Here is a 21,575-nt window from a genome sequence, read left to right as displayed (position 1 = left end):
GCATATAATTTCAAACTTGAATGTTAGTTTAAAATAGTTAGAAAGCTAACAGGTTAGAAGGTTAGTTTCTAGTTTAACATATAAAATAATTGAGGCTTCTTGTTACGCCTTAGGGTGAGGGTTTTGCCACTCACTGAATATCAAAAATGTATGAGTTGTAATTGACCATAATTTGTAAGGTATTTACAACATCCAGGATCAGGGTCATCCAAGTTGTTGCTGATCAGAATTTGAATGGTATGTACAACAGACTCGCTATTTATAATTTTAGAAGATAGTTGTTACGGTTCACTGTTTAAAAGAGCGTTTAAAAATAGTTAGAAAATTAAGGGGTTAGCAGGTTAGTTTCTAGTTCACCATATAAAATAATTGAGGCTTCTTGTTACGCCTTAGGGTGAGGGTTTTGCCACTCACTGAGTACCGAAAATAGCATTGGTCGTTATTGACTATAATTTGGAAGGTATATACAACTGCGCCAGAATTAGCGTATTAATATAACATTTTTTAATCGAACACAGTTTGAAAATAATTTTTCACTAAAAAAATAGATATAAGTGGATTATTTTATGCTTAGTATTCACAATAGATAGGCATTCTCTTGATAAAGCTACTAATTTCCGATCAATTCCAATATGATATGAACGTTCTAAGTCGTACTAGTATACCTCTAACATGATCTCAGTTTCCAATAAATCCGCCAGGCCGGCTGTGATCTGTTGAGGTGAATAACCAAAGAATTGGCATGCTCGAATGCCTTGACTAAAACGATGATTATGAATAAAACTTTACAAGTACTAAAAGCCGAAAAGTATATTTCCCTGCTTCAAGATGGAGATGAACGTGGCTTAAATTATTGCTATAATCGCTTTTACAGCTATCTTTTTGTGAAATCATTTCGGGTGACAAAAGATGATTGTGCAGCTGAGAGTATAGCTCAGGAAGCTTTATTGAGACTATGGCTATACCGAAAACAGGTGAAGGATATTGACGATACCTTAAATTTTTTAAAGGCACAGGTTAAGTCGGCTATATATGCATTCTTTAATACAACCCGAAATAGATTTCATAAAAGTCTATTGCGGCTAGATGGAATTGAAGATTATCAAGAGTTTTTACTCGGTTATGAAACAGAAGAAGAGCATGAAATGGATCTAGTCTATTTGGAGAAACTTGAGGAAGAAAAGCAAGAACGATTGGACCAACTTAACAAACTATTGCCAAGCCTTAACAATCAACAGCAGCTATTCATCAAACTTTGTCTAAAATATAGCTTTAACTACGAGCGCATTGCCCATTATTTGGGCGGTATATCTGATTATGAAGTCAGCTTGCAGGTTGAAAAAACCATTGAGATACTCCGTTCTGTATTCAATAATACGCAACAAATGGAGCTGCTGAATAGATCATCTAAAATTGTCCTTGATGGTGAATTCAATGACCATCAGACAGAAATTTTTCATATGCGCTATGAACTTCAACTGTCATTTGAACAAATATCTGAAGCGCTGAATTTGAATCCATCGAGGGTGAAACAGCTGTTCGTGCAGGCTCATGCTAAGATCAAAACTGCAAAAAAAGCTTAATTAAAATAGTCCGTTATGGAAAAAGATACCCTAATTTTAACTCGAAAAGTTCAGCTTTATTTGGACTGTGATGATAAAGAACAACGATCTGAGTATTATAAGAAATTATTCGAATGGCAGGATATTGTGTACCGCGGATCGAATATGGTGATGACGCACCAGTTTATTCAAGAGCAGATGAAAGATCTCATTTATCTGCGTGATGACGTTAAAGTTAAATTGGGAGATTTTAAAAAGGATCCGGAAGGCATATTTACATCCTCAAAGATGCATACAACTTATCGCATATTGTCTTTATATTTTAAAGGAAAACTGCCTTCGGATATTCTCTCATCAATGAATATGACCTTGAATAGGGCTTTTAGTACTGATCGGGTGGCTTATTGGAAAGGTGAAAAATCATTGCGAAACTATAAAAAAGATATGCCAATTCCCTTCGGTGGAAATCAGGTGAAACTTAGTAATGATGAGAAAGGATGGGATTTCAAATTGAAGCTTTTTAAAATTCCTTTCCGTACATATTTAGGGAAAGACCGATCAGACAAAAGGGTTTTATTACAGCGAGCATTGGTCGGAGAGATAAAGATTTGTACAAGTTCTATCCGGATCGTGAAAGGGAAAATATTTCTATTGCTGGCACTGGAACTGCCATAAAAGCAACACCAACTGAAAGATCATATCATTGCTGAAGCATCCTTATCTGTCGAGCATCCGATTACAGTTTCTATTGATAAGGATAGTTATCAAATCGGAAATAAAGAAGAATTTCTATACCGACGGTTAGCTATTCAGGCTGCTAGGCAACGATTGCAAAAAGCTGCTACATTCAATAAAGGTGGTCATGGTCGTAAGAAAAAAATGAAAAGTTTGGATCAGTATAACGAAAAGGAGAAGCAGTATGTAGATAGTCGTCTCCATCTATATAGTCGAAGGCTGATTGATATATGTGTGAAATCTGAAGCAGGAACATTATTATTAGTCAATCAGACGACCAAAGAAGAGTTTGCTAAAGAGGATGAATTTCTATTACGGAATTGGAGCTATTATGGCCTGATTGAAAAGATTAAATACAAAGCCAATATGGCTGGGATTAATGTTATTGTAGAATAATTTTTAGGATTGTAAATCGAAGTAAATTAAATTTGGCGCAGATAACTTAAATAGAGAAGTTATAATTCTTATCAAGGCAACAGAAGCTCGTTATTAGTTATATAGGAATAAAGTATGGATAAATTATTTTTTGTAATCTTCAACAGTTATTATAAGGATAATGAATTTAAAAATGATAACCTACCGCTCACAGTAGGGGGGCTATTTTTTTGTATGTTCTTTGGAATTTATATGTTTTTTTGCTATTCCTATATTATATATCAGGATGTGAATGCTCGTCAAGGCCCGACAGATACTTTAGAATACTTGATGGTAATCCTTAGTTTTTCCACCACTTATTTTATTTTTTTCTGGAATAAACGATACATGAATATTTATGAAAAATATAAGGATAATGTAACATTAAGAAAGAAGTCAATAAAATATTTTTATTTTTTTTAATATTCTTTCTTATACTTTCTTCTTTATTTCTAGGTCTCATTCGGAATAAGCTTGTGTTTGGTAACTGGATATAATCAGAAAGTATTAGGTCTGGGAGCATGATTAGCGAATAGCATGCAAGTTATTTCGATTTCTCATTCACCTCAGATCGCATCAAAAAGTAGATGTCATTTTAAAGTATGCAAAAATGATGAGGGAGATAAGACGAAGTATAATATTGATTTATTGAATCAAGAAGAACGAATCAAGTAAATTACTGAGATGTTGAGCGGTTTAAAATAATCTACCTCAGTGGTATTGGCTGATGTTAAGGCGTGTTAGGATAGCCTATTTTAAGTTAAGCTTTAATAGAAAACAAGTAAATTTAAATGGTTAAATTTACTTGTTTTCTATTAACAAAAATTAATTGCCAGCAGTAGCATCTGTTAAAACAATTTTGATGTCCATATCGTCGGGAGCTTTTGGAGTTAAACCACTTACATCCCTCGCGAAAATACGTACTTTACCAATTGAATAGTTAGAAGAGTAGTCATGACCAAATATTATAGAAGGAATTAGTTCGTATGTTTTAGAATTTACAAAGTTTACAGCTACACTTACATGGCCATCTTCGTAATATTGTGCATCTAAGTCCTTCACAGCAATCTCAATACTATACATATTGCCATTTTTTGTCCATTGATTGGAGTTAACTGGATAAACATAACTAACTCCATCTAATACATTAACTTCTTGAGTTATATACTCTTTCGTGCAAGAACTAAGTGAAGTTAAGGTTGCACCACCTATTAATAAGGCTAATAAAATTCTTTTCATATCTGTAGTTTTTTTGTTCCTTAATTTGTAAGACTGTTTGTAACTAAAATAGTTTAACAATCTTTTAACACTTCTAACAAAAAATGCACCATTTCTGGTGCATTTTCTTAAATAAATCAAATTCTATTAATCTTCTTTTTTATCTGCTGGCTCAATCGGTCTTTCAGAACGATCAGCAGTGACTTCTATTTCTTTAGTTTCAGCGTTTAAATCAACTTTTAAACGATCGCCGGCTTTGACATCACCTTTTAAGATTTCTTCAGCGATTGGATCTTCTAAATATTTCTGAATTGCTCGTTTTAATGGACGGGCTCCAAAATTAGTGTCGTATCCTTTCTCTGCGATAAACTCTTTTGCTGTTTCAGTCAAATCTATTGTGTAACCTAAATCTGTGATTCTACCGAATAGAGATCTCAACTCAATATCAATGATTTTGAAGATATTCTCTTTCGATAACGAATTGAAAACAATCACATCGTCGATACGGTTCAAGAATTCAGGAGCAAAAGCACGTTTCAACGCTGTTTCGATAACAGTTCTTGAATGTGAATCTGCTTGTGTTGTTTTTGCCGCAGTTGTAAAACCAACACCTTGACCAAATTCTTTCAATTGACGTGCTCCGATATTAGAAGTCATGATGATGATGGTATTTCTAAAATCAACTTTACGACCTAAACTATCTGTCAATTGGCCTTCGTCCAACACTTGTAATAACAAGTTGAAAACATCCGGATGTGCTTTTTCAATCTCATCCAATAAGACTACAGCATATGGTTTGCGACGAACTTTTTCTGTTAACTGTCCACCTTCTTCATAGCCAACATATCCTGGAGGCGCTCCCACTAAACGTGATATCGCAAATTTCTCCATATACTCACTCATGTCAATCTGAATCAATGCATCTTCAGAATCAAACATAAAGCGTGCTAACTCTTTTGCCAACTCAGTTTTACCAACACCGGTAGGGCCTAAGAAGATGAATGAACCAATTGGTTTCTTCGGATCTTTAAGACCGGCACGTGTCCGTTGAATAGCTTTCACTAATTTCTGAACAGCATCATCTTGACCGATGATTCTATTTTTCATCAGATCACCCATGTTCAACAGTTTTTGACTGTCTGTCTGGCTAACGCGCTGTACAGGAATCCCTGTCATCATCGAAACAACTTCTGCAACATTATCTTCAGTTACGACATAACGTTTTGCTTTCGTTTCCTCTTCCCATGCTAATTTTTCACGGTCAAGTTCCTCTAACAGTTTTTTCTCAGTATCACGTAGTTTTGCAGCTTCTTCATATTTTTGACTGCGAACAACACGATTTTTCTCCAATTTGATCTCTTCGATTTTCTCTTCGATATCAATGATGGATTGTGGAACATGTATGTTTGTTAAATGCACACGTGAACCAGCTTCATCTAGCGCATCGATAGCTTTATCCGGTAAGAAACGATCGGTAATATAACGAGTCGTTAAACTTACACAAGCTTCGATAGCTTCAGGAGTATAGTTGACATTATGGTGTTCTTCGTATTTTTCTTTAATACGATTTAAAATCTCAATAGTCTCATCACGAGTTGCAGGTTCAATGGTGACGCGTTGAAAACGACGATCCAAAGCTCCATCTTTCTCGATGTACTGACGGTACTCATCTAATGTAGTTGCACCGATACATTGAATCTCACCTCTTGCTAAAGCAGGTTTGAACATGTTGGATGCATCCAATGAACCCGAAGCTCCACCAGCACCTACAATCGTATGAATCTCATCAATGAATAAAATCACATCTGGAGATTTCTCCAATTCGTTCATCACAGCTTTCATACGCTCTTCAAATTGGCCACGGTATTTTGTACCAGCCACTAAAGATGCGAGATCAAGCGTAACGACGCGTTTGTTAAACAGTACACGCGATACTTTACGTTGTACAATACGTAATGCTAATCCTTCTGCAATCGCAGATTTACCAACTCCCGGCTCTCCGATTAACAACGGATTGTTTTTCTTACGACGTGATAAAATCTGAGAAACACGTTCAATTTCTTTTTCACGACCTACAATAGGATCAAGACGACCTTCTTCCGCAGCTTTTGTTAAATCGCGACCAAAGTTATCCAAAACCGGAGTTTTAGATTTAATGTCAGAAACCTTCTTAGGTTGGATGAATTGCTCTTCTTCAGGATAATCGTCATCACCAGTGGACGAACCTGGAGCTTCATCTCGGATAGTTGTTTTATTTTGTTCTACTTCCGCTTTGAAGATATCATAACTCACTTGATATTGTTGTAGTATTTGAGAAGCGATATTATCCTCATCTCTCAAAATAGCTAATAACAAATGCTCTGTTCCTATGATTTCACTTTTAAAAATTTTAGCTTCTAAATATGTGATTTTAAGTACTTTTTCTGCTTGTTTAGTAAGTGGCATATTGCCAATTGGAGCGCGAGATACAGCTGAGCTTTTCACGGCCTCCTCTACAGACTGACGTAAAGCCGCAGTGTCAATTCCGATATTTTTCAAAATCTTAATTGCCATGCCATCACCTTCACGAATCAAACCTAACAACAAGTGTTCTGTGCCAATATAATCGTGACGCAACCTCAAAGCCTCTTCTCTACTGTACGATATGACATCTTTTACGCGCGGTGAAAATTTTGCTTCCATGTAATTTACCTTTCTTTTAATGACCAAGAATGATATAAATGTAATAAATTTACTTTATCAATCCTTAATATTTTAGTAATATTTATCAACAATTAAGCCATGCTATTAAATCGATCAAAATGTCAGTATAAAAGTTTACATTTGTGTGTATTTATTGTCCAAACAAAGAATAATTGATTAGTATGTCAGACGAAAAAATAATCTTTTCAATGGCGGGTGTCAACAAAATCTACCCTCCTCAAAAACAAGTTTTAAAAAATATTTACCTTTCTTTTTTCTACGGTGCAAAGATTGGTGTAATCGGTCTTAACGGTTCCGGAAAATCTTCACTGTTAAAGATAATTGCTGGTTTAGATAAATCTTTTCAAGGTGAAGTAGTTTTCTCACCAGGTTATTCTGTGGGTTATTTAGCGCAGGAACCTATTTTAGATCCGGAAAAAACAGTACTTGAAATTGTTCAAGAAGGTGTTGCCGAGATCACGGGTATTCTAAAAGAGTACGAAGAAATTAATGAAAAATTTGGCTTACCTGAAGTTTATGAAAATGCAGATGAAATGGATAAGCTTTTGGCTAGACAGGGTGAACTTCAGGATATTATTGATGCAACCAATGCTTGGGAAATTGACTCAAAATTAGAACGTGCCATGGATGCTTTACGTTGTCCAGAGCCTGATGCTAAGATTGCCAATTTGTCAGGAGGGGAGCGCCGTCGCGTGGCAATGTGTCGTCTTTTGCTACAAGAACCGGATGTTTTATTATTAGATGAGCCAACCAACCACTTGGATGCTGAGTCTATCGATTGGTTAGAACAACATTTAAAACAATATAAAGGTACAGTTATCGCTGTAACCCACGATCGTTACTTCTTGGATAATGTCGCTGGATGGATTCTGGAATTGGATCGCGGTGAAGGTCTTCCTTGGAAAGGAAACTATTCTTCTTGGTTAGATCAAAAATCTAAACGCTTAGCGCAAGAGGAAAAAACAGAGTCAAAACGTCAAAAAACATTAGAACGTGAATTGGAATGGGTACGTATGGCTCCTAAAGCTAGACATGCCAAATCTAAAGCACGTCTTCATAATTATGAGAAATTAGCTTCAGAGGAAACGAAAGACCGTGAAGAGAAATTAGAATTATTCATTCCACCGGGACCACGCTTAGGTAATGTCGTGATTGAAGCAGATAATATTTCAAAATCTTACGGTGACCGTATCTTATTTGAAAACTTAAGTTTCTCACTTCCTCCTGCAGGTATTGTGGGTATTATTGGTCCCAATGGTGCCGGTAAGACAACTTTGTTCCGCTTGATTACAGGACAGGAACAGCCTGATACGGGGACATTTAAAGTGGGCGAAACGGTAGCTCTTGGTTATGTGGATCAAAACCATGATGACTTGGATCCGGAGAAATCAGTATGGGAAAATATTACCGATGGAAACGAGAATATCATGTTGGGCAACCGCTCATCAAATTCGAGAGCGTATGTTTCAAAATTTAACTTTAATGGAGCAGATCAGCAGAAAAAAGTTGGTGTGTTATCTGGAGGTGAGCGTAACCGTGTACACTTGGCCATTACATTGAAGAAAAGTTCGAACGTACTTCTTCTGGATGAGCCTACCAATGATATTGACGTGAATACTTTACGTGCTTTGGAAGAAGGTTTGGAGAATTTCGGTGGTTGTGCAGTTGTCATTTCCCACGATAGATGGTTCTTAGATCGTATCTGTACGCATATTTTAGCATTTGAAGGTGATTCTCAGGTATATTTCTTCGAAGGGAACTATTCAGAATATGAAGAAAATAGAAAGAAAAGAATTGGCGATGTCACTCCACACCGTCTTAAGTATAAAAAACTAGTGAAATAGTAAATGGATAGTGCGAAGCTTTTAGAAGCAATTATTGATCATGCTATTGATGGAATTATTACGATCGACAATCGGGGATTGATCGAATCTATTAATCCGGCAGCGTCAAGTTTATTTGGTTATTCAGATCATGAAGTTATCGGTAATAATGTTTCGATGTTAATGCCTGAACCGGATCATAGTCGCCATGATAGCTATATTGATAATTATAAAAGAACAGGGCACAAAAAGATAATTGGAATAGGAAGGGAGGTTCTTGGAAGAAAGAAAGATGGAACCACCTTTCCTTTTCGTTTGGCAGTGAGTGAGGTGTGGTATAAAAATAGAAATATTTTTACTGGCTTTATTCATGATCTTACAAGAGAAAAAGCCGCGGAAAACCGATTGAAAAAACATGCTGTCGAGCTTGAACAGAAAGTGAGCGAAAGAACGAAAGATTTGATTATGCTTGTTTCGGAACTGGAGAAAACAAAGGCTGAAGTTTCGAAATCGCTTGAGAAGGAGAAAGAACTTGGTCAGCTAAAATCGCGATTTGTTTCCATGGCTTCGCATGAATTTAGAACTCCCTTGAGCTCTGTACAGTTATCAGCTTCATTGATCGATAAGTATATTGAAAAACCAGATTTTGCAAGTGTATTGAAACACACCGGTAAAATTAAGAGCTCTGTTCAATTGCTAACAAGCATCTTAAATGATTTTCTATCACTGGAAAAGTTGGAAGCAGGTGTTGTTACGGTCAATAAGCAAATGATCAATGTGGTTGGATTAGCAGAAGAAATTACCGAAGAGATGCAATTGATCTGTAAAAAGAATCAACATATTGTTTATCAGCACACAGGTGAGGTTGGACTGTTTATGATGGATTCTAATTTACTTAAAAATACGGTGGTTAATTTGATTTCAAACGCCATAAAATATTCTGGTGAAGATACCTTCATTGAGTTTAATACTATAATCGAGGATAATATTTGCATCATCACAGTCCGTGATAATGGAATAGGAATTCCGGAGGAAGATCAGATCAATTTATTTGAACCGTTTTTTAGAGCTCATAATACAGGCAATATACCAGGTACAGGTCTAGGGTTGAACATTGTAAAGCGCTATGTTCATCTTATGGACGGATTATTGGAATACAAATCTGCTATCAACGAAGGAGCTTTTTTTAAGATGATATTTACCCAAAATAAATAATTGTAGGTGGAAAAGAAGACAATATTAATTATAGAGGATAATACAGATATACGGGAAGGAACGACAGAGATTTTGGAGTTAACAGGACGTTATCATGTACTTGCAGCGGAAAATGGCCGTGATGGTGTTGATTTAGCAACAACTCATTTGCCCGATTTAATTCTCTGTGATATTATGATGCCTGAGTTAGATGGCTATGGCGTTTTATATATTCTAAGTAAGAACGAAGAAACGGCACACATACCTTTTATTTTCCTTACGGCTAAAGTTGAACGGTCTGATATGCGAAAAGCAATGGAGCTAGGAGCAGATGATTATTTAACAAAACCTTTTGATGATGTTGAGTTGTTAAATGCCATTGATGTGCGCTTTAAAAAGCGGGGACAGATAGGCGAGGCCATAACAGTTAAAAACTCCTTGTATTTAAGTCCTGAAGAACAAGATTTTTTGTTGAAAGAACTCATTGAAAAATCTCGTGTTAAAGTATTCAAAAAGAAACAAAGTATTTACGAAGAGGGTGATGTACCCGTATTCGTCTATTTTGTGTTGAGTGGACAGGTCCGCAGTTTTCTATGTTATAATGATGGACGGGAGCTTTCGACAGATATTCAGATTGCAGGTACATATATAGGCTATGAAGCGATGCTGTTGAACGAAAATTATTCTGATAATGTTGAAGCTATTGAAAAATCGGAAATAGCACTGATCAGTAAAGAAGACTTTTTTGAATTAATTTATCGCAAACCACTGATTGCAGGTAAATTTATCCAGTTGCTATCGGGAAATATTAGAGAGAAAGAAGAGCAATTGTTGGGATTTGCTTATGATACAGTACGTAAACGTATTGCCAATGCATTAATTAGTGTCGCTGAGAAAACGGTGAATACAGCAATTGAAGATGAATGTGTTATTCAAATATCAAGAGAGGGAATCGCAACAATTGCAGGTACTGCAAATGAAACGATCTCACGTGTTTTAGCCGATTTTAGAGAGGAAAATTTAATTGCAAAAGAGAAAAGTGCCATTCGTATTTTCTCAGTTAAAAAACTTCGTAAGGTAAAGCAATAAGGTCTTTTATTACCACGATATTTTGATCAGAAGGGTCGCATCCAGTAAGGATGCGACCCTTTTTCGTTTTCAGAGCATTTTTAAGCTTAAAAATGTGACGTAGATCACTTTTTAAGCTGATGAACTTCATGTGTAAGTATTTGAAGACTATTTACTTTTGTTCTAGTTCGGATTTAGAATATCAAAAAAGATAGCATGAAAGTAGTTGTTTACAGTATTCAGACCTATGAAAAGGAGTTATTAGCATTAGCTAATGGTAAAATGCATGATTTGACATTAATTTCTAATGGGCTAAATGAAGAAACAAAAGTTTATGCTACAGGGAAAGATGTTGTTGTGATTTCGGCACAGGATATTCTAGAAGCTTCCATGCTCCGAGTGTTAAAAGATATGGGTGTAGGCCGTATTCTGACACGTACTTTAGGGACAGAACACATCGACTTAGTTGAAGCCGGAAAGTTGGATATACAAGTTGCTAATACACCTTATGAGGACCAAAGTCCAAAAGGTATTGCCGAACAGACAATTCGCAATTTGAATTTGTGGGGTGCTGGCAAATGTGTGGGCACTGCTTGTTGTTGTTTAAAAGTATGTCCTGTAAAATTATAATCTCATGAATTCGAACAATGGAATAGATTTGCAGTCTTTAGTACGGAAGTACAATGTTGCAGCCCCTAGATATACGAGTTACCCAACTGTTCCATTTTGGAATAGCGACCAATTCTCTGAGAAGGAATGGTCTAGTCGCGTATATCATACCTATCAAAAATCAAAAAAAGCAGGGATAAGCCTCTATATTCATTTGCCATTCTGTGAAAGTCTGTGCACATATTGTGGTTGCAATACCCGAATTACGAAAAATCATAAAGTTGAAATACCTTATATCGACAGTTTGCTAAAAGAGTGGGGGATGTACACAGCAATATTAAAGGAAGGTGCGCCTTTGATTTCTGAAATTCACCTTGGTGGTGGAACCCCTACCTTTTTTGCTCCAGAGAATTTAGCAAAATTACTGGCGGGTATTTTATCGAAAGCTCAGGTCGCAGACGATGCATCATTTTCTTTCGAAGCACATCCTGGCAATACGACTTATGAACACTTAGCCGATTTATATCAGTTGGGATTTCGAAGATTAAGCTTGGGAATTCAGGATTTCGATCCGCTTGTGCAGTTTACTATAAATAGAAAGCAGGATGTGGAAGATGTACGCCGCGTTATGCAAGAAGCTCGTGCTATCGGATATACTTCTATTAATTTTGATCTGATTTACGGACTGCCCAAACAAAGTTTGAAAACAATAACAGAAACGATCAAAGAATCGCTGTTGCTTGATCCGGATCGTATTTCTTTTTATAGCTATGCGCACGTGCCATGGTTAAAGCCTGGACAGCGTCATTACACTGAATTAGACTTACCTCAAGGTGAAGAAAAGCTTGCGCTTTATACACTGGGAAAGCAATTTATTCAAGATGCCGGATATAGAGATGTTGGAATGGATCACTTTGCTAAACCTGGCGATGAATTGTTTATTGCATTTCAACAGCAAAGGCTTCATCGCAATTTTATGGGATATGCAGATCGTTATCGTCCTTTATTGATTGGTCTCGGAGTATCTTCTATCAGTGATTCGTGGGATGCTTTTGCACAAAATGTTAAAAGTGTGGAGGAATATCAAAAGATGATTGAAAACAATCGGTTGCCGGTTGTGAAAGGGCATTTACTTGATGACGAAGATCTGATTATTAGACGCAACATTTTAGATCTGATGTGTAAAGGAGAAACAAACTTAGCGGTTGGTTTGTTTGAAAATGAGTCTATTATAAAGCGTTTAGAAAAAATGGTAGAAGAGGGTTTGGTTCTTATTCATGAGGATCGTGTTCTTATAACCCAATTAGGAAGATCTTTTCTACGCAATATCTGTATGGCTTTTGATCTGAAATTACAAAACTCCAAAAACGAAAAAGAATTATTTAGTCAAGCTATTTAAATAATCTGTAATGGTGGATATCAAACAAACTCAAATAGACCAGCATTGTTTTCATTGTGGTGATGCAGTTGTCTCCAGTGGCTATCAATTTGATAACCATGATTTCTGCTGTTTAGGCTGCCAAACAGTATACCAGATTTTACATGATAATAATATGCAAAGTTATTATCGCTATAACCAGCATCCAGGAAAATCAAACCTTGATAAAACTGCTGATTTGTCTTATTTGGATGAAGCTATTATTACCGATAAACTGATTGACTATAAAGATGAGCAGATCACGATCATAACATTTTACATTCCTGTAATTCACTGTAGCTCTTGTATCTGGTTATTAGAGAACCTGTATAGATTAAACCCAAATGTACTTGTCTCGAAAGTTGATTTCATGAAAAGACAAGCAAGTATCACATTTAAGCATACGGAATTATCACTCCGTGATCTTGTACAGTTACTGCGAAGTATCGGTTATGAACCAAAGATTACCTTGCAGGATGTGGTTAAGGCGGGCAAAAAAATTAATGCTAATCCATTGATAGCAAAAATAGCGGTAGCAGGTTTTTGTTTTGGAAATTCGATGATGTTGAGCTTCCCTGAATACTTTGGACTGGCAGGTTTTGAAAAAAACTATTCGGTGTTTTTTGGGTATGCAAATCTTTTATTTACACTGCCTGTTTTACTGTATAGTGCTTCAGATTATTTTAAATCGGCATTTTTAAGTATCCGTCAAAAAAGACTGAACTTAGATGTACCATTGGCATTGGGAATATTTATCTTATTTGTACGTACCGCATATGAAGTGATCTCGCAGACCGGGGCTGGCTTTGGGGATACACTTTGTAGTTTGGTCTTTTTTATATTGATTGGGAAATGGGTTCAGGAAAGAACATATTATCACATTTCTTTTGAACGTGATTATAGAAGTTATTTTCCTGTAGCTGTAACAACGATACACGATGAAAAGGAAAAACCGATTCAGCTGGCCGATTTAAAAGTTGGGGATCGGATTTTAGTCCGAAATAATGAAATCATACCAGCAGATGCGGTGTTGCTCCGCGGGGATGCCTGTATAGATTTTAGCTTTGTGACTGGAGAGTCAAAACCTGTGACTAAAACACTAGGCGAAGTGATTTATGCTGGAGGACGTCAAATGGCTGAAGCGATTGAGCTTGAAGTGGTCAAATCGGTTTCGCAGTCTTATTTAACCAAGCTTTGGAATAATGAAAATTTTAAACAATATGATAAACAGTTTCAGACATTTATAAGTTATATCAGTAAATATTTTACGGTTGCTTTATTGGTTATTGCCCTATCTGCAACAGTTTTTTGGATGATGGACGCAGATACCGATAAAGCTTGGGGTGCATTTACAGCAGTATTGATCATCGCCTGCCCTTGTGCTTTAGCATTGAGTTCTCCATTTACATTGTCTGCAGCTTTAAGTGTATTTGACCGAAACAAATTCTACGTTAAAAACACAGATGCCATTGAGCAGATGGCATCAATTGACACGATAATATTTGATAAAACAGGGACAATCTCGTCACCTACTGTTAATGGAATTGTTTTTGACGGATATTTAACAGAAGAAGAAAAAATATTGGTGTATTCTTCTTGTCGAAATTCAAGTCATCCATTGAGCCGGGAGATTGTAAAATGGTTAGAAGGAGTAGATGCTGTACCGGTTAATCGGTATGAAGAAAAAATTGGAGAAGGGTCAGTAACTCATATTGGCCAATATACAATCAAGATCGGTAGTGCCCGTTTTGTAGATGTGCCTACTAGAGCAGCAGAAGCTTCTTATGTATTTGTTTCTATTAATGGTGAAGTAAAGGGTAGTTTTGCAATGGAACAGTCCTGGCGTGCCGGGCTTTCCGGTATTATTCATGATTTAAAACATTATGATCTTCACTTGATATCGGGCGATAATGATCGAAAAAAAGATTTATTAAAGGAGATTTTTCCTTCAACAACACGATTGCTGTTTAATCAATCTCCACAGAATAAATTGGATATTATCAATTTATTCAAAGAGAATGGACATCGTGTCTGTATGGTAGGAGATGGGCTTAATGATGCTGGAGCGCTGAAAACTGCCGATCTAGGGATCGCGGTCAGTGATGATATCAATAATTTTTCTCCAGGTTGTGATGCAATCTTGGATGGCGAATCTTTTGATAAATTACCTAAGTTTTTTGCTTTTAGTAAAGATGCAGTCCGTGTTATTCACTTAAGTTTCTGTATCTCTATTTTTTATAATGTGATTGGACTGAGTTTTGCTGTTCAAGGAGAAATGTCTCCCTTGTTTGCAGCAATACTGATGCCTATAAGTACGGTAACGATTATATCATTCACCAGTATTTTGACAAGATGGTTTGCAAAAAGAAGGGGATTATAGAAGATTTTTATATTAAAATAGTGTTATGAGTATCATCTTTATGTTGATTGGCTGTAGTGTATTTGTTGCGTTATTGTTTTTAGGTGCTTTTTTTTGGGCTAATAAAACGGGACAAAATGATGATACCTATACGCCTTCTGTTCGAATCCTGTTTGACGATGATGTGGAAGAAATTGAACCGGAACCAGAAAAGAAGAAGCGCTAGGTTTATCTTTGGCTTTTTATAACAGTTCCGTTGTCAGTTATCAGAAGATAATGATAGAGGGGAAATCTTTTTGCTAATAAAATACCTTCTTCTTGACCTAGAACCATAATCGAGGTGCTTAGAGCATTCGCAAACTCAGCAGAAGGGCCGTAGATCGTAACACTGGTCAGTCCAGTAGAAGGATAGCCAGTTTTAGGGTTGATGATATGTGCATATCGTCTGTTGTCAATTTCAGCATACTTCTCATAATTGCCCGATGTCGCAACAGAATTTTCCTGCATTTTTAATATTTTAATCGTTTTATAAGCTTTGAAAGGGTTTTTTATGCCTATTAACCAAGGCTTATTATTTGGTTGAAGCCCCCAGGTCGATAGATCTCCGGATGCATTAACGATGCCAGCTAAAACATATTTTTCTTGCATCAAAGCTCTTCCACGATCTGCCGCATAACCTTTTCCAATTGATCCAAAACCTATTTTCATACCCGGGAGTGCTAAGTAAATACTGCAATTGACACTATCTAAGATAATATGCTGATAACCCACTTTTTCAACTGACTTACGAATAGCTTCTTCCGTAGGTAATTCGGTCATACTGCCATCAAATTTCCAGATTTTGTCTAAAGCAACAATACTGATATCAAAAGCTCCATTTGAATTGCGGGAATACGCGATTGCTCTTTTGGTCAGATCAAAAACTTCACGATCTACTTTTACAGGTTTAATACCTGCATTGCGGTTTACTTCCGAAATCTGGGTTTCCGGTCTCCATTCTGAAATCAGATTCTCAATACGTGTAACCTCTGCTATTACAAGATCAATATGATTTCGGGCAGATGCGGTATCCCGGTCTACAATAGTGATTTCAAAGACAGAGCCCATTAAAGTCACTTGCTTTTTTTGTAATACCTGTGCCTGACTAAGCGTTATAATAAATAGGAAGGTGACCGTACAAAGAAGTCTCATGAGCAGTAGTATTGATTTGTCTTTTAATAACAATCGGTTAGAATCTGTTTCTTCTCCTTATAATAAAGCAGTGCTTTACCTTTTTGCGATAGGGTCATTTCTTCAAGGACCTTTTCGACGTCACGTTGCATTTGAAGCGATCCACAGATCATAATGACACCGTCATTCTCTAAATGTTCTACAAATAGTTGTACGTCATGTTTGATTAGATCCATCACATATTGTGCTGTTGATTCTCTTGAATATGCAAACTGATAGGCTGTTAAATGTTTTTTTATAATTTCCTCTTGTGCAAATTGTTGATAGCGCTGTGTGAGTGTATTGTTGTATCTAAAACCAGCATATAAACGAAGAGGTGTTTTTACATTGTTTTGAATCATACCTAAAAAAGGTGCAATTCCTGTTCCGTTTGCAATCATAATAACAGCAGGAGCTTTAGGAAAGTGGAAGTCAGGATTCGTCATCACCCGGGCATCAATATGGTCATTTTCCTTTAATTCATATAGAAAATTTGATCCCAATCCATTGGGATGCAGCTTAACTTCCAGTTGAATCGTTCCATTATTTTCACCAATGGAATAAAAGCGTTCCCTATTATCATGTGCAGGATATATCGCTAAAAGATCGCCCGATTGAAATTTTAACTTTCTGAGAGGTTTAAATACAACAGTGAATGTCGAGTGATCTTGGCTTGTTTTTTTAACAACCTGAAGTTGCTGCAGATTGGCAACTTTTGACTGGTATAAAGATGGAGCAGTAGCTAGAGCAATGCACGATTTTTCACTCCAGTGATGTACCCAATTTGTAAATTCATGAGCAGATCGATCATTAATTTTATGAAGATCTAAGAAGCGGGTAGCCCATTCTTTGGTCGCAAGAAGTTTATCTATATGTTCTGCGTAGGCACAATAATCTGGGTAAGCTTTCGATCCGAATCCAATTACACTGTATTGGACTGTCTGTTCTTGAGGAAATTTCTCAAGTAGCTCTTCAAAATTTGATGCTCCAGTCGGTGCTGTCCCGATCCCATATGTCGAAGTGAATATTAAAATATGTGTCGCATTTGGATAGTTTTGGTATTGGTTCATCGCTGTAACAAACGAACATTTACCATCTGCCAGTAGTTGCTTATGAATCTGATTTGCAAAAAATAAAGTACTGCCATTTTCTGAGCCAACTAAAATAATAAATTCAGCTTCGTTGGCTTTATATTTATTTTTAATCTTAGTTTTTGTTCTTCGGAATGTGATGACAAAGCCAGTATAAATAAAGAATACAATGTTTAAAGAAGCAAGACCTAGAATAATAGCCCAAATCACATTTGTTCGGCCTGTATGGATATCGAGACTTAATTTCTCTAGTGCTGAAGTATAAGGATATTTTGTTTCTTTAACGATTTCGCCATTAAACTGATTAACTGTAACAGCACGATCCTTAAATTTGATCGTGTAAAATTCTTCAGGATCATCATCCATGAAAGGAAATTCAATCTTTTCAATTGTACCTAAAGTGTGCTGTTGAAAAATCGCAAATTCCTTGAAATCCTTTTGATTCTCAGTTTGCGTATCCTGATGTTCAAGCTCTTCGTTCGATTTCTTGATCAGTTCCATTCGTGCCATAAATAAATATGTGCCTGATAAAGCAATGATCAAAATAGGAATGAGGAACAATCGTCCACTGACAACATGAAAATATTGAGCAAAAAAATCACGGTTTATTTTAGAAAAGAAATTGCGAAGACCCTGCTGACGTTTAAGGATCAAGATGAGTCCACTAATGGTAATCAATAGCAATATGAAGGAAACCAGGCCGACTAATATACGTCCTGTTTCGTGTAGAAATAAGGAACGGTGTAAGGCGGTTGTCCACTGGATGAACTGGCTTTTGGGTTTGATTTCACCTAATACTTTCCCTGTGGTCGGATTGATATAAGCTTTAATGGTATTACCCTCTTCATCTAAAGCATCTATACTGACAAATTGATTGTGATCGACTGCTATTTCAATGATTTCAGGGTAAACCTTGCGCAAGGCCGTTATGGATTGCGCAAGGGTTATGGTATTGGAATCTTCTGCTCGGTATGCTTGTGTTTTTTCGTTAACTGCATCTATCGCCAATATAATTCCTGTTACGGAAAGTATGAGTAAAAATAGGGATGATACGATCGCAAGAGCTAAATGTGCATACCTCCATATGGATAAGGTCATTTTAATTATTGAACTTTACTTAATTTTACAAATTTAATATATCCTTTGCCGCTAGCACGCTCCGCTAATGCTTCTGTTGTCAAGGGAATTTCTACGTCAGTGACATGATACTTTTGTTCTTCAACAGCCGATTCGAAACGTAATTTATAACCTTTGTTCAATTTTGTATCGTCAATTTCTATTGTTCTCATTGCACGGTCACCACCACCAACAGAGGCACCTGTAATTGCACTAAGTTTGTTGTTGGATTTTGTTTGAAACTTATGCCATTCTTTAAGCGTATTATACCATTGTTTATCCGGGCCTAATACAGAAAGCGTTTTTTCGTAAGCGCCTTTTGGATTGATTAATGATATAATGATATATGCTCCCTCACCCTCATAGCTATTCATTTGAATCATGCACTTGAATTTACTTGATTGTGCAAATGAATTTGAGCTAAATAGTGTAATAAGAAATATAAGTACAGTAAATTTTAAAGAGGTTTTCATGCCGTTATTTTAAGAAATCGATAGATACATTATTTTTTGCTAAAAAGTCATTTTCCTTTGCAATGTCGTAAGCTGTTTCATCAAGTGATGTTAGCAGGTCTTTTTTAGCACCGATTGAAATCAATTCTTTAAGAATAGTATCATCTTTTGCTATTAAAGCCGCTTTATGTAAAGCGCTCATGCCATCATTGTCCTGAGCATTAATATCAGTTCCTAAGGCAGCGACTCTTTTAATAAGGTTTATGTTCTCTTTTGCAACAGCTAAGTGTAATAAAGAGCTTTTATTTTTTTGAAGATCAGTGACTGTTAAGCCATTATTCTTTAATAAGGTTAATTTTTCTTCAAAACTATCTCCTTGTGGATTGCGTTGCTGGCCACCTTGTGTTTGAGGATTAGGTTCTGTGTATGAATTTAACCAATAATAAGCAAGATTGTTTCCATCTTTATTCAGCACTTTGATGTCAGCACCATTTTTAAGTAATAAAGCTGCTACTTCTGAAGAGCCATTTGCAATTGCTTTTGTCAATGCAGATTCTCCTTTATCATTTACAGCGTTAATATTTGTTGTTTTTGATAATAGAAGCTCGACCAACTTCGCATCTTTACCGGCAGCTGCGACCATAAGTACGGTATTTCCTTCATTGTCAGCTTTGTTGATCGCAACGTCCTTTGCCAGGAAATAGTTGATTACTTCCATATTGGGTCTACGTACTAATGGATGTAGAATTGTAGCACCATCTTTATTTGTTGCTTTTGGATCTAACTTTAGAGTTTCTACCAAGTATTTATATGTTTCAATACCATTAGTAACCTGTCTAGATCCTTGAGTAGCGAAGAAAAGAGCATTATTTGTTGGTTTAACGCCTCTTTTTATCAGTTTTTCGATAAGTTCAATATGACCAAGTTTAGCCGCATAGTCGACTGCAGTACGTCCAAAGTTATCCTTATCTGTTAGCGATAACCCTTTCGATACAAAATAATCAGTAATGCTTAAATCATTATCTGATGCGACTGACAATAAAAGTAAGGTCGCCCCATCTTCATATTTTTGCTTTGGATCTACCCCTGCTTTGAATAGAAGATCATAAACAGCTGTATTTTTGTTCCCTGTTGATGCCGCATAGGCTGCAATAGGAAAGCCATGACTATCTTGATAATTGACGTCGGAACCTTTAGCTATTAAATATTTGACAAGCTCAAGATTTCCTGTAGAAGCAGCCCAATGTAAATAACTGCGGCTATGGTGTGTTTTTTTAGTAACACTATTTCCTTCTTGTTCAATTAGATATTCGATAATATCATTAGGAGCTTTATTTAAAATAGCGGTAGTAACAGGATCGAATGAAGCCGCATTTGGTTTTGAAGGGCTATTTCCTTTTGCGATTTCAGTTTTAACAGTAGCTAAATTTGGCGAACCTTTCCAAAAATCCGCATTCATCAAGGTATTGTTATTTTGGGCTTTTCCGTATAAAGCCGATAGTAATAAAGCTGCTAGAAAAATCTTTTTCATGTTATGATTGGAATATCTTGAGTTTGGAATTTATTTATACTAAATCTAAATAGAAGGCAAATCTATTAAATTTAATTATAGAAAAAAAATATTATTTATTGAAAATTACACTATTTAAAGGCATTGCAGTGATTATGTTAAAATAATGCTTCATAATCTCATTTTTTACATTTAGCTTTTACTGCTTTTTTGCAAAAGCAGTTTTGATATATGAGAAATTTGGAGCATTAAAATGAATTTGATTACTGCCATTAAGCTTCTTCCTTTTGGTAATTTTTAGTAATTAGCCCCCTCTCTTGTTTGAATTTGAAATTTATCAAACTTCTATAGTTTGTGTTGTTAAGAAGAGTAGGATATCATACTATTAGGATTGCAGTATTATAGAGTAAGGAAATTTAGTCACACTGGTATGAATATAAGATAGGTCAATAAACCAATAGAATCTCGAGAAAACTACCGCTGTTATCAGGATGATACCATATTATAAGCAACTGGGTATCTTATTCTAGTATAATAGAGATATAACAGGGGGATAAGAGGGGGTTTATAGGGGGGTAGTAGGGGTAAAACCCTATAAACCCCCTATGAAATCCCAATAATCTCTGTATAAATCCCGTCTTAAGTAATAATCAGGTCCCTATCAGGTTATAATATGCCTTATTCCGGACTATTCCAACGAGGATAGCTTGACTATATTAAGACAACAAATTCTCTGAACCCCTTTTGTCGTATATACTATATAGTATAAAGTAAAGATGTCGGCCCTGCGGGCAGCATGAATAGGCATGAATCACCTTATCAGCTATAGTAATAGTAATAGTAATAGTAATAGTAATAGTAATAGTAATAGTGTCGATGATTCTGCTGTACCGAAAAAGATATAATTTCTGCAGACCATTTCCTAAAAGTATACGGTATCCATAAAAGACGGCCCAGGACGAACAGTTCCCCCGTATACGCTTTTTTACTGTTTAAAGTCAGGATTGTCCGTTTCTCCGTCCCTGTAATAGGTTATAGGTAAATTTATCCGCCACGTTATAAGCCCTTTACCGGTTTATGGTAAACTATTTCTCG

The 21,575-nt window shown here is 36.1% G+C and carries 16 protein-coding genes; 10 read left to right on the top strand and 6 right to left on the bottom strand.

The window, feature by feature from the left end; all coding sequences use genetic code 11:
* The first annotated feature begins 773 nt into the window (after positions 1 to 773).
* The 3 genes from WH188_RS20620 to WH188_RS20610 all read left to right on the top strand — a co-directional run bounded on the left by WH188_RS20620 (position 774) and on the right by WH188_RS20610 (position 2,693).
* Positions 774 to 1,583: a sigma factor-like helix-turn-helix DNA-binding protein gene (locus tag WH188_RS20620; RefSeq protein WP_168128448.1), complete on the top strand. Its 810-nt coding sequence runs from the start codon at positions 774 to 776 to the stop codon at positions 1,581 to 1,583.
* Between the two features lie 15 nt (positions 1,584 to 1,598).
* Positions 1,599 to 2,237, top strand: a complete 639-nt coding sequence (locus tag WH188_RS20615) for a hypothetical protein (protein WP_206368706.1) — start codon at positions 1,599 to 1,601, stop codon at positions 2,235 to 2,237.
* Between the two features lie 204 nt (positions 2,238 to 2,441).
* Entirely contained in the window at positions 2,442 to 2,693 is a 252-nt protein-coding gene (locus WH188_RS20610) for a hypothetical protein (RefSeq protein ID WP_206368708.1), read from the top strand.
* An 843-nt stretch (positions 2,694 to 3,536) separates the two neighbouring features.
* Here the strand turns inward: WH188_RS20610 and WH188_RS20605 are convergent.
* Both WH188_RS20605 and WH188_RS20600 read right to left on the bottom strand, forming a co-directional pair.
* Positions 3,537 to 3,950 carry a hypothetical protein gene (locus WH188_RS20605; protein WP_168128449.1) on the bottom strand — a complete coding sequence of 138 codons (414 nt, stop codon included), beginning with the start codon at positions 3,948 to 3,950 and terminating at the stop codon, positions 3,537 to 3,539.
* Between the two features lie 126 nt (positions 3,951 to 4,076).
* Entirely contained in the window at positions 4,077 to 6,611 is a 2,535-nt protein-coding gene (locus WH188_RS20600) for an ATP-dependent Clp protease ATP-binding subunit (protein WP_132845910.1), read from the bottom strand.
* A gap of 182 nt (positions 6,612 to 6,793) precedes the next feature.
* Between WH188_RS20600 and ettA the strand changes: the two genes are divergently transcribed.
* The 7 genes from ettA (at position 6,794) to ccoS (ending at position 15,328) form a co-directional block, all read left to right on the top strand.
* On the top strand, positions 6,794 to 8,476 hold the full coding sequence (ettA, locus tag WH188_RS20595) for an energy-dependent translational throttle protein EttA (protein WP_132772298.1): 1,683 nt from the start codon (positions 6,794 to 6,796) through the stop codon (positions 8,474 to 8,476).
* Positions 8,477 to 8,479: 3 nt separating this feature from the next.
* Positions 8,480 to 9,670 carry a PAS domain-containing sensor histidine kinase gene (locus WH188_RS20590; protein WP_132772300.1) on the top strand — a complete coding sequence of 397 codons (1,191 nt, stop codon included), beginning with the start codon at positions 8,480 to 8,482 and terminating at the stop codon, positions 9,668 to 9,670.
* A 6-nt stretch (positions 9,671 to 9,676) separates the two neighbouring features.
* Positions 9,677 to 10,738, top strand: a complete 1,062-nt coding sequence (locus tag WH188_RS20585) for a response regulator (protein WP_132772302.1) — start codon at positions 9,677 to 9,679, stop codon at positions 10,736 to 10,738.
* Positions 10,739 to 10,933: 195 nt separating this feature from the next.
* Positions 10,934 to 11,347, top strand: coding sequence for a hypothetical protein (locus WH188_RS20580; RefSeq protein WP_021190230.1), 414 nt, complete (start codon positions 10,934 to 10,936; stop codon positions 11,345 to 11,347).
* Positions 11,348 to 11,351: 4 nt separating this feature from the next.
* Complete coding sequence (hemN, locus tag WH188_RS20575; RefSeq protein ID WP_168128450.1) at positions 11,352 to 12,725, top strand: oxygen-independent coproporphyrinogen III oxidase; 1,374 nt, start codon at positions 11,352 to 11,354, stop codon at positions 12,723 to 12,725.
* 10 nt (positions 12,726 to 12,735) lie between these two features.
* Positions 12,736 to 15,123 carry a heavy metal translocating P-type ATPase gene (locus WH188_RS20570; RefSeq protein WP_168128451.1) on the top strand — a complete coding sequence of 796 codons (2,388 nt, stop codon included), beginning with the start codon at positions 12,736 to 12,738 and terminating at the stop codon, positions 15,121 to 15,123.
* 25 nt (positions 15,124 to 15,148) lie between these two features.
* Positions 15,149 to 15,328 carry a cbb3-type cytochrome oxidase assembly protein CcoS gene (ccoS, locus tag WH188_RS20565; protein ID WP_031288414.1) on the top strand — a complete coding sequence of 60 codons (180 nt, stop codon included), beginning with the start codon at positions 15,149 to 15,151 and terminating at the stop codon, positions 15,326 to 15,328.
* A gap of 2 nt (positions 15,329 to 15,330) precedes the next feature.
* On the opposite strand, the gene WH188_RS20560 is transcribed toward ccoS, so the two are convergent.
* From WH188_RS20560 to WH188_RS20545, 4 genes are all read right to left on the bottom strand, one after another.
* Positions 15,331 to 16,293, bottom strand: a complete 963-nt coding sequence (locus tag WH188_RS20560) for an FAD:protein FMN transferase (protein ID WP_046792063.1) — start codon at positions 16,291 to 16,293, stop codon at positions 15,331 to 15,333.
* A gap of 23 nt (positions 16,294 to 16,316) precedes the next feature.
* Complete coding sequence (locus tag WH188_RS20555; RefSeq protein ID WP_168128452.1) at positions 16,317 to 18,500, bottom strand: PepSY domain-containing protein; 2,184 nt, start codon at positions 18,498 to 18,500, stop codon at positions 16,317 to 16,319.
* Between the two features lie 5 nt (positions 18,501 to 18,505).
* Positions 18,506 to 18,901 (bottom strand): DUF2271 domain-containing protein, encoded by a 396-nt coding sequence (locus tag WH188_RS20550; protein WP_021190236.1) that lies wholly within the window; start codon positions 18,899 to 18,901, stop codon positions 18,506 to 18,508.
* Between the two features lie 94 nt (positions 18,902 to 18,995).
* Entirely contained in the window at positions 18,996 to 20,501 is a 1,506-nt protein-coding gene (locus tag WH188_RS20545) for an ankyrin repeat domain-containing protein (RefSeq protein WP_168128453.1), read from the bottom strand.
* Between the last annotated feature and the right edge of the window lie 1,074 nt (positions 20,502 to 21,575).

It is taken from the genome of Sphingobacterium sp. MYb388, assembly GCF_037479535.1.
In the GTDB taxonomy this organism is placed as follows: Bacteria; Bacteroidota; Bacteroidia; order Sphingobacteriales; family Sphingobacteriaceae; genus Sphingobacterium; species Sphingobacterium anhuiense.
The sequence above is the reverse complement of the archived record's forward strand: the minus strand, read 5'-3'. Positions and strand labels throughout refer to the sequence as shown.